At 58.0% G+C, this 12,677-nt stretch carries 12 protein-coding genes and 1 tRNA gene; 9 read left to right on the forward strand and 4 right to left on the reverse strand.

Going from position 1 to position 12,677, the window contains the following annotated elements:
- Positions 1–341: 341 nt before the first annotated feature.
- From AD666_RS08740 to AD666_RS08750, 3 genes are all read left to right on the forward strand, one after another.
- On the forward strand, positions 342–1,547 hold the full coding sequence (locus AD666_RS08740; protein WP_053150298.1) for an acetyl-CoA C-acetyltransferase: 1,206 nt from the start codon (positions 342–344) through the stop codon (positions 1,545–1,547).
- 39 nt (positions 1,548–1,586) lie between these two features.
- Entirely contained in the window at positions 1,587–3,731 is a 2,145-nt protein-coding gene (locus tag AD666_RS08745) for a 3-hydroxyacyl-CoA dehydrogenase NAD-binding domain-containing protein (RefSeq protein WP_053150495.1), read from the forward strand.
- 85 nt (positions 3,732–3,816) lie between these two features.
- Positions 3,817–4,536 carry an amidotransferase gene (locus AD666_RS08750; RefSeq protein WP_053150301.1) on the forward strand — a complete coding sequence of 240 codons (720 nt, stop codon included), beginning with the start codon at positions 3,817–3,819 and terminating at the stop codon, positions 4,534–4,536.
- A 112-nt stretch (positions 4,537–4,648) separates the two neighbouring features.
- Here the strand turns inward: AD666_RS08750 and AD666_RS08755 are convergent, their stop codons facing one another.
- The 3 genes from AD666_RS08755 to AD666_RS08765 all read right to left on the reverse strand — a co-directional run bounded on the left by AD666_RS08755 (position 4,649) and on the right by AD666_RS08765 (position 7,380).
- A complete protein-coding gene (locus AD666_RS08755) occupies positions 4,649–5,620 on the reverse strand; it encodes a magnesium and cobalt transport protein CorA (protein ID WP_053150304.1) in 972 nt (323 codons plus the stop codon).
- 134 nt (positions 5,621–5,754) lie between these two features.
- Positions 5,755–6,477 (reverse strand): 1-acylglycerol-3-phosphate O-acyltransferase, encoded by a 723-nt coding sequence (locus tag AD666_RS08760; protein WP_053150307.1) that lies wholly within the window; start codon positions 6,475–6,477, stop codon positions 5,755–5,757.
- Positions 6,478–6,690: 213 nt separating this feature from the next.
- Complete coding sequence (locus AD666_RS08765) at positions 6,691–7,380, reverse strand: crotonase/enoyl-CoA hydratase family protein (RefSeq protein ID WP_053150310.1); 690 nt, start codon at positions 7,378–7,380, stop codon at positions 6,691–6,693.
- Positions 7,381–7,687: 307 nt separating this feature from the next.
- Between AD666_RS08765 and AD666_RS08770 the strand changes: the two genes are divergently transcribed.
- From AD666_RS08770 to AD666_RS25920, 6 genes are all read left to right on the forward strand, one after another.
- Positions 7,688–7,777 (forward strand) — tRNA-Ser (locus AD666_RS08770).
- 228 nt (positions 7,778–8,005) lie between these two features.
- Positions 8,006–8,485: a hypothetical protein gene (locus AD666_RS08775; protein WP_053150314.1), complete on the forward strand. Its 480-nt coding sequence runs from the start codon at positions 8,006–8,008 to the stop codon at positions 8,483–8,485.
- Positions 8,486–8,574: 89 nt separating this feature from the next.
- On the forward strand, positions 8,575–9,669 hold the full coding sequence (locus AD666_RS08780) for a UV damage endonuclease UvsE (RefSeq protein ID WP_082339706.1): 1,095 nt from the start codon (positions 8,575–8,577) through the stop codon (positions 9,667–9,669).
- A gap of 55 nt (positions 9,670–9,724) precedes the next feature.
- Positions 9,725–10,225, forward strand: coding sequence for a nuclear transport factor 2 family protein (locus tag AD666_RS08785; protein ID WP_232777505.1), 501 nt, complete (start codon positions 9,725–9,727; stop codon positions 10,223–10,225).
- Positions 10,226–10,334: 109 nt separating this feature from the next.
- On the forward strand, positions 10,335–10,967 hold the full coding sequence (locus AD666_RS08790; protein ID WP_156315926.1) for a hypothetical protein: 633 nt from the start codon (positions 10,335–10,337) through the stop codon (positions 10,965–10,967).
- A 105-nt stretch (positions 10,968–11,072) separates the two neighbouring features.
- The gene (locus AD666_RS25920) at positions 11,073–11,300 is read left to right on the forward strand and encodes an integrase (protein WP_082339707.1); all 228 of its coding nucleotides are present in this window, start codon (positions 11,073–11,075) and stop codon (positions 11,298–11,300) included.
- A 100-nt stretch (positions 11,301–11,400) separates the two neighbouring features.
- Here the strand turns inward: AD666_RS25920 and AD666_RS08795 are convergent, their stop codons facing one another.
- The gene (locus AD666_RS08795; protein ID WP_053150320.1) at positions 11,401–12,333 is read right to left on the reverse strand and encodes an AraC family transcriptional regulator; all 933 of its coding nucleotides are present in this window, start codon (positions 12,331–12,333) and stop codon (positions 11,401–11,403) included.
- Positions 12,334–12,677: the final 344 nt, after the last annotated feature.

Raw genomic sequence — 12,677 nt, forward strand, 5'->3', positions numbered from 1 at the left:
TCACTCCATATGGCTGGCGTTGCACTTCCTGTCTGACAAGCGCCTCGGCAAAACCCGACGACTCTCTTGTACAAGGATTACATTAGGGGCCACAGCTGACTTGGCTTAGATCCAATTCGTATCAGATCCTGACGTATAGTTATCAAATCGGTATGAGGCTTATTGCCATCTGTATGAAGGACCTTTTGCTAGACAGCTTGGCCTCCTGAAACGGTTAACCCGATAGCACGCTACCGTTCGTCTGACCGTGCTCGTCAACGCTGTTGAGCGCTGGGGTCATTGAATTCATCCCCGCTGGGCTTATGGTTGGGTCATCGCATACAACCGTGGTTGAGGATGTCATGACCCAGGCTTTGATCTTCGATGCGTTGCGCACGCCCCGTGGCAAGGGCAAGGCCGACGGAGCCTTATACAGCGTCAAACCGGTGAATTTGGTAAGTGGCCTGCTTGGCGCCCTGCAGCAGCGCATGGGGCTCGACAGCGGTCAGGTGGACGACATCGTGCTCGGGTGTGTGACGCCGGTGGGCGACCAGGGAGCCGACATCGCCAAGACCGCCGCCGTGGTGGCGGGCTGGGATATCAGTGTGGCGGGTATGCAGCTCAACCGCTTCTGCGCTTCGGGTCTGGAAGCGGTCAACCTGGCGGCGATGAAGGTGCGTTCCGGTTTCGAAGACCTGGTGGTGGCCGGCGGCGTCGAATCCATGTCCCGAGTGCCCATGGGCAGCGATGGTGGCGCCTGGGCGCTGGACCCACAAGCCAACCTGCAAGGGAACTTCATCCCCCAAGGCATCGGTGCGGACTTGATCGCCACCTTGGAAGGCTTCAGCCGCGAGGACGTCGACGCTTTTGCTCTGCGCTCCCAACAAAATGCTGCTCGGGCCAGGGCCGACGGTTCGTTCGACAGGTCCCTGGTGGCGGTACGGGACCAGAACGGCATCGTATTGCTGGACCATGATGAATTCATCCGTGCCGACTCTACGCTCGAAGGGCTGGGCATGCTCAGGCCGAGTTTCGAGACCATGGGCCAGATGGGCTTCGACGCTACGGCGCTCAGGGTCTACAGCCATGTCGAGCGGATCGACCATGTGCACACGCCGGGCAACAGTTCGGGAATCGTCGATGGCGCGGCGCTGATGCTGATTGGTTCTGAAGCCAAGGGACGCGACCTGGGTCTGCAGCCCCGTGCGCGGATCGTCGCCACGGCCGTCACCAGTACCGACCCGACCATCATGCTCACCGGCCCGGCCCCCGCCACCCGCAAGGCCTTGGCCAAGGCCGGGCTGCGGGTCCAGGACATCGATCTTTTCGAGGTCAACGAAGCTTTTGCCTCGGTGGTGCTCAAGTTCATCAAGGACATGGCCATCGATCCGTCAATCGTCAACGTCAACGGTGGTTCCATCGCCATGGGGCATCCCTTGGGAGCGACGGGGTGCGCCATTCTCGGCACCTTGCTCGATGAGTTGGAGGCGCGGCGCCTGCGCTATGGTCTGGCGACCTTATGTGTGGGTGGCGGCATGGGCATTGCCACGGTTATCGAGCGCTTCTGAGCCCGACTTCAGGAATGTTTTTTTCGAGGAATGTTGTTCATGAGCGATGCCATACGCTACGAAACCGGCCCTGACCGGATCGTCGTCCTGACCCTGGACATGCCGGACCAGAGCGCCAACACCATGAATGCGGTGTATCGCGAAGCCATGGCGGCCTGCGTAGCCCGTTTGAACGCTGAAAGAGACTTGATAGCGGGTGTCGTCATCACTTCCGCCAAGAAGACTTTCTTCGCAGGCGGTGACCTCAACGAACTGGTCCAGGTCCAGAGGGCCGAGGCCAAGGCGTTCTACGACATGATCCTGGCCCTCAAGGCGCAATTGCGTGCGCTGGAAACGTTGGGCAGGCCAGTGGTGGCCGCCATCAACGGTGCGGCCCTCGGTGGTGGCTGGGAGATTTGCCTGGCCTGCCACCACCGGGTGGCGCTGGATGACCCGTCGCTGCAGATCGGGCTGCCGGAGGTCACCCTTGGCCTGCTGCCGGGCGGCGGCGGGGTGGTGCGGATGGTTCGCCTGCTTGGCCTGGAGAAAGCCCTGCCATACCTGCTCGAGGGTAAAAAGGTTCACCCTCGACAAGCGTTGCGGGCAGGCTTGATCGATGAGCTGGCGGCCGACCGTGACGAGTTGCTGTCCAAGGCGCGCGCCTGGATTCTTGCCAACCCGAACGCGGTCCAGCCTTGGGATGTGAAGGGATACAAGATCCCGGGAGGGACGCCATCCGATCCTGGCATTGCGCAGATGCTGGCGATTGCCCCATCGATCCTGCGCAGCAAAACCCAGGGATGCCTGCCCGCGCCGGAGAGGATCCTTTGCGCCGCGGTGGAAGGTGCCCAGGTCAACTTCGACGCGGCGCAGTTGATTGAAACCCGCTATTTCACTGAGCTGACCACCGGCCAAGTGGCGAAGAACCTGATCGGTACGTTCTGGTTCCAGCTCAACCAAATCAAGGCCGGAGGTTCGCGCCCACAGGGCTTCGCGCCCTATCTGACAAAAAAGGTCGGTGTGCTCGGTGCCGGCATGATGGGCGCCGGCATCGCCTGTGTCTGCGCTCTGGGCGGAATCGAGGTGGTACTCAAGGACGTCGACCTTCGTGCGGCGGAGAAGGGCAAGGCCCGTTTGGTCGCGCTGCTGGACAGGAAAGTCGCCCGCGATGAGATGACCGTGCAACAGTGCGAAGCTACGCTGGCCCGCGTCCATGTCACGGACAGCGATGCCGACCTCGCCGGTTGCGACCTGGTCATCGAGGCGGTGTTCGAAGATCGCGGCCTGAAGGCCAGGGTCTCGGCCGCCGCCCAGGCAGTGGTCGGGCGCGAGGCGGTCATTGCCTCCAATACTTCGACATTGCCCATTACCGGCCTGGCAACGGCGGTGCCGGACCCGACGAAGTTCATCGGCCTGCACTTTTTCAGTCCCGTGGAAAAAATGCCTCTGGTGGAAATTATCAAGGGCACCTGCACCAGCGATGAAACCCTGGCTCGCAGTTTCGATTTCGTCCTGCAAATCAACAAGACGCCGATTGTGGTCAATGACAGTCGCGGCTTCTTCACCTCAAGGGTATTCGGCACCTTCACCCAGGAAGGTATCGCCATGCTCGGCGAGGGCGTGAGCGCGCCCATGATCGAGACCGAAGCGCGCAAGGCCGGCATGCCGGTCGGCCCCCTGGCGGTTTCTGACGAAGTTTCCCTCAGCTTGATGAGTCATATCCGCGCCCAAACCCTCCAGGACCTGCGAGCGGAAGGAAAAGCACCGCTCGACCACCCGGCATTCGCAGTGATCGATCTGCTGCTCAACGAATACAAGCGTCCTGGTAAAGCCGCTGGCGCGGGTTTCTACGACTATCCGGCCAATGGGCCGAAGCATTTGTGGCCGGGCCTCAAGACCCGTTTCGAGAACGTTGGCAGGCAAATCTCCGAGCGGGACATTCGTGACCGTCTGCTGTTTATCCAGGCCCTGGAAACCGTGCGCTGTATGGAAGAGGGTGTGCTCGCTTCGACCGCAGACGCCAACGTCGGGTCGGTTTTCGGCATCGGCTTCGCGGCCTGGACCGGCGGCGCGTTGCAGTTCATCAACCAGTACGGTCTGAAGGATTTCGTTGCCCGCGCCCAGTATCTGTCCGAGCAATATGGCGAGCGTTTCGCTCCGCCGGCCCTGCTGTTGGAAAAAGCCGCGAGGCATGAGCTGTTCTGACGGTGAGGAAGGGCTTGCCTTGGAGCAGTGTTTCGAGGCAGGCTCTGGGTGTGCAATATTCCCATCACCGTGTCAGGTATTTTTTATGTCGCTACGCATCTGCATCTTGGAGACCGATATCCTGCGTCCGGAATTGGCCGATCAATATCAGGGCTACGGGCAGATGTTCCAGCGCCTGTTCTCGCAGCAGCCCATCGAGGCGCAATTCGTCGTCTACAACGTGATGCAAGGCCATTACCCCAGCGACGACGAGCAGTTCGACGCCTATCTGGTGACCGGCAGCAAGGCGGACTCCTTTGGCACCGACCCCTGGATCCAGACGCTCAAGACCTTCCTGCTGGATCGCTACAAGCGTGGCGACAAATTGCTGGGCGTCTGTTTCGGGCATCAATTACTGGCGCTACTGCTTGGCGGCAAGGCTGAACGTGCGACCCAGGGCTGGGGCGTGGGCACCCATCGCTATAAATTGGCGGCCAAGGCGCCGTGGATGAGCCCGGTGATGGAAGAACTGACCTTGCTGATCAGCCATCAGGACCAGGTCACCCAATTGCCCGAGAACGCCACGGTCATCGCCTCCAGCGATTTCTGCCCGTACGCGGCCTATCACATCGACGATCAGGTGCTGTGCTTCCAGGGCCATCCCGAGTTTATCCACGACTATTCCCGGGCGCTGCTGGATATCCGCCAGCAACATCTGGGCGAGCAGGTCTACAGTCAAGGCGTTGCGAGCCTTGAACAGGAACACCACGGCACGACGGTGGCGGAGTGGATGATGCGTTTTGTGGCACACAAACCGCAGGCCTGACAGACCCTCCGTTTGCCAACGCTGCGTACCCTCTCCCATACGCAGCGAACCCCCTGTGGGAGCGAGCCTGCTCGCGATAGCGGCGACAAAACTCCCACAGTATGACGTTGCGTTACAACCACCCCGACCGCTTGAAGCTGGCCCACAACGCGGTGCATCCCACCGTAATCACGCCCAGCACCATGAAATACCCGTAATGCCAGCTCAACTCCGGCATATCCTCGAAATTCATGCCGTAGATCCCCGCCACCGCCGTCGGGAACGCCAGGATGGCTGCCCAGGCCGCAAACTTGCGCTGCACCACACTCTGGCGTGATGCCTCGAGTAGCACGCCGACCTCGATGGTCTGGCTGGCAATGTCCGCCAAGGTGGTCAGGTCTTCCATCTGTCGCGTGACATGGATCTGCACATCGCGGAAGTACGGGCGCATATTTTTGTCGATGAAAGGGAAGTTCAGCTTTTGCAGTTCTTCGCTGATTTCCACCATCGGTGCCGCATAGCGACGCAGGCGCAGCACGTCCCGGCGCAGGCTATGCAGTTTCTGGATATCCCGTTCGTTCAAGGCGCTGCATAGCACATACTGCTCTAGCTCATCGATCTCGGCATGAATGGCTTCGCCCACTGGCTGGTAGTTTTCGATCACGAAATCGAGGATGGCATAGAGCACGAAATCTTCCCCGTGCTCCAGCAGAAGGGGGCGTGCCTCACAGCGCTGTCGGACGTGGGCGTAGGAAGCCGAATGGCCGTTGCGGGCAGTGATGATGTAACCCTTGCCGGCGAAGATATGGGTCTCGATGAACTGCAGCTTGCCGTCCTTGCGTATCGGCGAATACGTCACGATGAACAGCGCATCGCCGAAAGTCTCCAGCTTCGGGCGGCTGTGCTTCTCCATGGCGTCTTCGATGGCGAGTTCATGCAGGTTGAATTGACGCTGCAGGTTGGTCAGCTCTTCGGCATTGGGCTCTTCAAGGCCGATCCACACGAAATGTCCGGGTTTGGCAGCCCAGGCGCTGCCCTCGTCGAGGGTGATGTTGGTGACTTTCTTTCCGGCGCTGTATACCGCAGCAGCAACGACTCTACCCATAATGGCGGTTCACTTCTTCTTCGAATTGGCAGTCAGGCAGTGTGCAGCTTAGCGTGCCCTGATGCTTGAGAGTCAGCAAAATCCATCGAGTTCGCAGGAAAAAGAAACCCGCCATACGGGCGGGTTATGCGGGTTCAAGCGTTCTGCACCTGTCGATCCATCGACTCGATGCATTCATGCATTTGCTCGCGACATTGGGCCATCAGCCGAGGCATGTCCTCCATGCTAAGCCCAACTGTGGGAATGACCGGCAGCGAGCGTATGAGAATGTCACCACTGCGCCAGCGATTGAGGCGCATGTGGTTGACGTAATTGCTGACGCACACCGGGACAATTGGCACTCCGGCGGCGATCGCCATTTGAAAGGCGCCTTTCTTGAACGCAAGCAACTCGTGACCTAGATTGCGAGTACCTTCCGGGAACACCCAGATGGACGTTTCCTCGTGCTGCAGTGTATGAGTGGTGGTCAGCATCGACCGACGTGCCTTGATCGCGTTGCCACGATCGATCAACACGTTCCCCGCCAGCCAGAACAACTGTCCGAACAGCGGCACCCATTTCAGGCTTTTCTTGCCGATACACACCGTACGATGGGGCACCACATTGCCGAACACGAACAGGTCATAGTTGGACTGATGGTTGGCGATGATCACGCAACTCGGAGGCTTATTGGCCAGCGTTCCGACCTCGGCCTTGACCCGCAGGCCCAGAATCCGCATCGCGGGCCAGGCATACAGCCTCGCGCATAAACGGCTGTTGTCCGGATTGAACGGGCGGCATAACCCCAGGACCAGACCGAGTACACCCGCCAGGATAAAGTGCAGGCCCATCAACAACATGCGCAGTACGAACAACATCTACAGGCCCCACTGGGACAAAAGGTGGCGCAGTGTACGAATGTGCACTGTTTTCGGCAATTCTCGCTACGGGCATTGGAATTGGGCGATCTTCAACGAGATGTCTGGAATTTACGCGTAAGAAGCGAGCTAGAGCGGCTAGAGATTTCTAAACGCGAGATGTAATAAAAAACCCGACGCTGGGGTCGGGCTTTCTTTCGAGCAGTCAGGGCGTTAACCCATGTGCTCCTGATCCAGCAGAATGGCACTGTCCAGCGTTTCCAGCAGCGCCTTGCGGACTTTCAACTTGGTGTTCTTGTGGGCGCTCATGTTGATCTTCTTCAACTGACGCGCCGCCTCCATGGCCGCACCCTGCAGCTCTTGCGCCGCTACCACTTTGTCGAGGAAGCCGGCATCCACGGCGCTCTGTGGATCGAACATCTCGGCATTGATGACCGAGCGATGGAAGGCCGACTTACGTAACCGATCACGGGCCAGTTCGATACCGGCGTGGTGCATGGTCATGCCGATCTGCACCTCGTTCAGGCCGATAGTGAACGGCCCCTCGACACCAATGCGGTAATCCGCCGAGAGCAACAGGAATGCACCCTTGGCCACCGCGTGCCCCGGGCAGGCGACAACGACGGGGAAGGGGTGGGACAACAGGCGACGGGCCAGGGTCGAACCGGCAGTGACCAGACTCACCGCTTCCTTGGGGCCGGCGGTCATGACTTTGAGATCGTAACCGCCGGATAGAATCCCTGGCTGCCCGGTAATGATCACCACCGCACGGTCTGCCGTAGCCTGGTCCAGCGCAGCGTTAAACGCAGTAATCACATCCGGCGAAATGGCGTTGACCTTGCCGTTGTTCAAGGTCAGGGTCGCGATACCATCCTCTAGGTGGTAGGCAATCAGATCGCTCATGGCGCTATTCCTTGTAAGAGAAGTGACGCAGACGTTACCCACCGTCGCAGGTCCGGTAAAGCGCTATGACTGACTCACCGGTCAGCCCTCCGGCACCGCAAACGCCCCGAACCGCCCGCCCGGCCGCGCCCCCCGTTAAAGAACAGTGCGCTGACGTACCCGAAGATTGTCCGGTTTGCCATGCGCCAGCCTGTTTGGAACCCCGATCCCTTTAACCGCATGAAAATTCTGAAAAAAACCTTTGCCATCGGAAAGCCTTTCGACTACATTAGCGCGCCTCGACAGACTGAACAGTTTGCCGAGACACGGTGAAGTGTCCGAGTGGCTTAAGGAGCACGCCTGGAAAGTGTGTATACAGGAAACTGTATCGAGAGTTCGAATCTCTCCTTCACCGCCAAATTCTGCAAGCACAAACCCCTGATTTTCCTGGAGAAAGTCGGGGGTTTGTGGTTTTTGGCGTCGTGAAAAACGTGGATATGGGAACAGCGTGGGATTCAAGCTGTTCAAGCGGAGCGTTCTTCGGTCCTGGTCGCCAGCTCACTCCAGCGCTGAATCCCCTCTGGCACCGCCCTCCGGATGAAACTAAGCTAGAGCCCGACTGCTTTCCCGTAATTGGATATGAAAGATGAAAAGGATTTTGTGCAGCGCAATCGCGCTGAGTACGCTCATTGCGTTCTCGAACCCCGCCTGCGCCGGGCCTTCCTCCCTGGATGACGCCCGCGCCCTCGTTGCTCAAACCGGACTGGGCAAGAAGCTCTCTTCCCTTGCGCTCCTGACCGCGAAAAGCACTACCACTTACGCAATGATCGCTCAAAAGCTGGGGAATGCGAGTGCAAACAGCGCGGTGTCCGACGAGATCAATGCGTTGCTGCCGAAATATCAACCCAAATGGGATGAAAGCCTTGCAGCAGCTTATGAGAGGTCGTTCTCCAGGGAAGAACTGTCATCGCTTGCCTCCGAAGGTCGCGCTTCAAAATATGCGCCGCAGGTCAGGGAGCGGCAGGCCGGGATCGGCCGCTATATGGAGTCGAACGCCAAGCCCATCCTGGTCGGCCTGGTTTCCGATGCGCTCAAGGCAGCCATGTCCAAGCACGTCCCCCAATAGATCGCGGAACGGACCCTTCGAATCGAAAGGGACGACTGGTCAATCGGGATGTCTATCGCCAACAGGATCCCCAATGGCCAGGACGTCCCATGCCTCATCCCCGTATCGGTTTCGCTTGCCAATACCGACATCCCGCGCAAGGCCTGTCGGCGAGCGAACTGAAGACAATCGAAAGCCCCTTCAACCCCCGCACCACCACGCTGCGTTGGATGGATGGGGTCGCGCCGCAGGTGGCCCGCGACAGGTTGGTCGACATCGTGGTCCACAACCTCGAAGCCCAGATGCGCTTGATTGCCTATGTGGCCGAGCTGCCACCCTCGTTGCGCATGCTTCGATTGAGCAGCGACCTGTTGCCTTTCTACAGCCACGAAAAGGTGCGCGGTTTTTATCAGGACCGCATGATCCAGAGCCTGCTGGAGGAACGCTTCGCCGCGATTGGTCTATCAGCACGCGCCGCGGATGTTCGCCTGTCGTTTCATCCCGGCCAGTATTGCGTGTTGGGTTCGGACAAGCCGACAGTGGTCGAGAACAGCATCGCCGAATTCGAGTACCACGCCGACATGATCAGGATGATGGGCTACGGCCGTCGCTTCCAGGATTTCAAATGCAATGTCCATATAGCCGGTCGGCTGGGTAGCGAAGGGGTCCGTTCTGTCTGGTCACGGTTATCGGAGGTGGCGCGCAATTGCATCACCTTCGAGAACGAAGAGAAGACTTACGGGGTGGATGACTGTCTGCAACTGGCGGATCTGGCGCCGGTTGTCCTGGATATTCATCACTGCTGGATCAACGAAAACGACTACATTGCCCCGGATGCGCAACGGGTCGAACGCATTATCGATAGTTGGCGCGGTGTGCGGCCCACCATGCATTACTCACAGCCGCCGGAGCGCCTCCAGGACCTGGGCTTTGACGCCGAGCACAAATTGGAAATGGAGGCGTTGCTCAAGGTGGTTTCCAAGCGTGATCTATATGGTCACAGCGCCCGGATGTGGAATCGTTGGACGAACGATTATGCCCTCAAATTTCTGGACCGCTTCGACATCATGCTGGAGGCCAAGGACAAGAACCTGGCTGCACTGGCGTTCCATGAACATTTCGTCTCGACATTGAGTGAACGTGACCGCTCAAACAGCATCGTGCAACCCCACGGCAGTATCGAGCAAAAGCATCCCGGTACATAGGGTTAAGGTTTTCCTGAAGAGAGTCTTATCAGCTTAATCGCCGGGAGAAAACATCATGTTCATTTGGATGAGTCCAGCGGTGCGCCTTAAAGCGCTTGCGGTGTGCCTGGTACTTTCAACGGGCGCGGCGTTGGCTTCGCAAACCGCCAGCCAGGAAGCCAATGCACATCGGGTGCGCCAGGCGTTCGCGGATTGGCAGCACGGCAGGGGCACCGTTTTCGATTTGCTGGCGCCTGATGCGACGTGGACTGTCGCCGGATCCAGCCCCGTTTCCGCCGTGTATGGCAGTAAGGTCGATTTGATGGAGCGCGCCGTACGTCCCATCAGCGCCCGGCTGGCGACACCCATTTACCCAACCGTCGAAAGTATCGTGGCCGATGACGATGTCGTGGTGGTGCTATGGCGTGGGGAAGCGACAGCACTGGATCGCAAGCCCTATAACAACACCTATCTTTGGCATATGACGTTCAAGGATGGGCAGGTTATCGACGTGAAGGCGTTTCTGGATACTTTTGTGCTGAACGATCTCATGGTTCGCGTGAAGCCAACCCGATAGCGGCCTTTCTCTGCGAGGAGGCTGGCATGGGCTCATATCATGTCCTAGCCTTGCCTTGACCAGCAAAATCCCACCGGTCGCACCGAAAAGTAAGCCGGGGAGTCATGGAATGACCAAAAGAAAAGGAACTCATTTAGTGGCCAGTCTGGAAAAGATCAGCGGCGCGGCGGGCATTTTCGGCATTTGTTATTCAATACTTACATGGAGCGGTGTAGGGAAAGGATTCAGCCCCTTCAGCCTGGGCGCCTGGAAGAAGACCCTTGGAAAGCTTGTCGAGGATGGGCATGCCACGACTTTCCTGATCGTAGGCGAGAACATCACGCTGACAGGTATCAGTGAGGACGGCTGGGAGTTCAATACAGGGAGTCTTGGGGAAATGGACTGGGCCCGTACCACGGGGAGCTCTACGACTTACGTTTACTATATCGGTGTCAACAAGCAGTTCGTGAAGAAGTACAGGGCCCTTGCAGCCAAGCTGAAAAAGACCAAGACCACTTACGACGCTTTCTGGCCAAACCTTCCTTTGGCGAACACTCAGTATCAGAACTGTGTCAGCCATAGTCATTACCTGATTTCCGAGCTCGGCCTTGCGCACTGGGGAAATACCGTCAAGGGCTGGTGGATGCCATCCGCCAGTAACTGGGTGGATTGGTTCAAGAGTTTCGCACCCGTGCAACGAGACGGGTTCAGTTGGAAATACAAGAAGTTCGACAGTATCAATACCCATATCCCCGTTGTCTGACAGGCGACCCAGGCGTTTCGTGTTCAATGCGTTGGCGATTCAGAACGAAAGCTGTCAGGCATGGTCTTTCGAAGGCCAGAAATTCAACTCCTCAGAGGACGCACAATGAGTCTGATCGATTGCCCTGAATGCGCTTCCCGGATCTCTGACAAGGCCTACGCCTGCCCACATTGTGGCAACCCTTTCCGGGAACCAAGTTTCCGGCTGACGGAGAAAAACGTCGGTCAGATTGCCGGGGTTACCGGAGTCTGGCTCACGGCACCCTGGATCGCACGCATGGTGTTTGGCGTTGTAGTTGTGATCGCTGTAGCGGCGGTGTTGATCCTGCGTTGATTTGCAGGGAAGTACATGAAACGGCTCGTTGGATAACGAGCCGTTTTTTTTTACCTTCGAGGGGCAATCGACGTGTGAAACGTCGTAGGTGCGGCGCCGCTCAGGTATTCAACGCCGACTGCGGTGTGTCCGGGTTGAGCTGCTGGCGCCTGAACTGCCCTGGCGGCAGGCCATGTATCTGGCGAAAGCGCCTGGAAAAATAAGCTTCGTCGGCGAACCCGCACAACCTCGCCACTTCGCCCACCGGGCGGGTGCCGTTGAGCAAGTAATTTCGCGCCGCATGCATCCTGCGCTCAAGCACCAGTTCGGTGAAGGTCTTGCCGATTTCCTTGCGCAACCAATGGGTCAGGTAAGTGGGCGACAGGTAAGTCGCGGCGGCGACCTTTATCAGGTTGAGATCGGGGTCGGCGATGTTCTTGCGCAGGTATTCGGACATCCTGCCCAACGCATCGCGCCGGCTGATTTCGGCGGCGTTTTCTTCGGCCAATCGCTTGAGCGGCTCGGCATACAAGGCACAGACGCTGCCGATCAGTTGCAGCAGCAAACCCTTGAGCATTTCCCGGGTGCCGAATTGACGGTTTTCATCCAGCACGCGCATTTGCTCGATCAACCCGCAGACCTTACTGAAATCCTCCTGGTCCAGAATGAAATCCAGGTGCTCCTGGAAACGGAACGGCGATAACTCGGGGGCCAGGAGAATCGAGACTTCCTCCAGGTCCATCGGGTCGCATTGCAGATGCGGCAACAGGAAGGTCTGGGAAAAGTTGATCACGATGAAGCTGCTGTCCGCCGGATGCGGAATCACATGCACGCGATGGGGCAGGATGAAAGCCAGTGTGTTACGGGGAAATGGGCGCTGGACGTTGCCGATATGTTGCACGGTGTCGCCGCCGAGGTTGATCTGGATCTGGAAATATTCGTGACGATGGGGACTGGTTTCGGCTCGCCGGCCCTTTTTGTCGCGGATGTAGAAGTCCGTCAGTTCGCTGCGTTGTTGCATGAAATAGGTGGGGACCTGGCTCGGTGATGACATCTCCTGGGGAACCTCGACTGGTACGGAGGGAGGCGTTGATTGTGACGGGGCTGTCATGTGATTTTCAAGGAGTCGTACGATGACGTGGCTAAGGGAGAAATTTATTTTCAAACAAGGGAAAGAGGCGCTGTCCAAAATTCAAAAAATACTCTCAAATAATTTTTGTTTTAAAAACAATCGGTTAGTAGGTTTTCGGCGCCTCCCTGAAAGTTTTCACTGGCTTTTGCTTTTTGGACAGGTTTTTCACTCGCGGTGGCAAAGGTAAAAAATGATCTAACACCTTCGTTGATTTTGTTTGGTTGTACGACCACTGTCGGGCTCTCGATTTTTCTAACAATAACGAG

Origin of the sequence: Pseudomonas sp. Pf153, assembly GCF_001269775.1 — a bacterium.
Lineage (GTDB): Bacteria > Pseudomonadota > Gammaproteobacteria > Pseudomonadales > Pseudomonadaceae > Aquipseudomonas > Aquipseudomonas uvaldensis.

Bases quoted from the DNA above. Each gene is read 5' to 3' on its own strand.
- AD666_RS08740 (WP_053150298.1), top strand. From the start codon at position 342: ATGACCCAGGCTTTGATCTTCGATGCGTTGCGCACGCCCCGTGGCAAG.
- AD666_RS08745 (WP_053150495.1), top strand. From the start codon at position 1,587: ATGAGCGATGCCATACGCTACGAAACCGGCCCTGACCGGATCGTCGTC.
- AD666_RS08750 (WP_053150301.1), top strand. From the start codon at position 3,817: ATGTCGCTACGCATCTGCATCTTGGAGACCGATATCCTGCGTCCGGAA.
- AD666_RS08755 (WP_053150304.1), bottom strand. From the start codon at position 5,620: ATGGGTAGAGTCGTTGCTGCTGCGGTATACAGCGCCGGAAAGAAAGTC.
- AD666_RS08760 (WP_053150307.1), bottom strand. From the start codon at position 6,477: ATGTTGTTCGTACTGCGCATGTTGTTGATGGGCCTGCACTTTATCCTG.
- AD666_RS08765 (WP_053150310.1), bottom strand. From the start codon at position 7,380: ATGAGCGATCTGATTGCCTACCACCTAGAGGATGGTATCGCGACCCTG.
- AD666_RS08775 (WP_053150314.1), top strand. From the start codon at position 8,006: ATGAAAAGGATTTTGTGCAGCGCAATCGCGCTGAGTACGCTCATTGCG.
- AD666_RS08780 (WP_082339706.1), top strand. From the start codon at position 8,575: ATGCCTCATCCCCGTATCGGTTTCGCTTGCCAATACCGACATCCCGCG.
- AD666_RS08785 (WP_232777505.1), top strand. From the start codon at position 9,725: ATGTTCATTTGGATGAGTCCAGCGGTGCGCCTTAAAGCGCTTGCGGTG.
- AD666_RS08790 (WP_156315926.1), top strand. From the start codon at position 10,335: ATGACCAAAAGAAAAGGAACTCATTTAGTGGCCAGTCTGGAAAAGATC.
- AD666_RS25920 (WP_082339707.1), top strand. From the start codon at position 11,073: ATGAGTCTGATCGATTGCCCTGAATGCGCTTCCCGGATCTCTGACAAG.
- AD666_RS08795 (WP_053150320.1), bottom strand. From the start codon at position 12,333: ATGTCATCACCGAGCCAGGTCCCCACCTATTTCATGCAACAACGCAGC.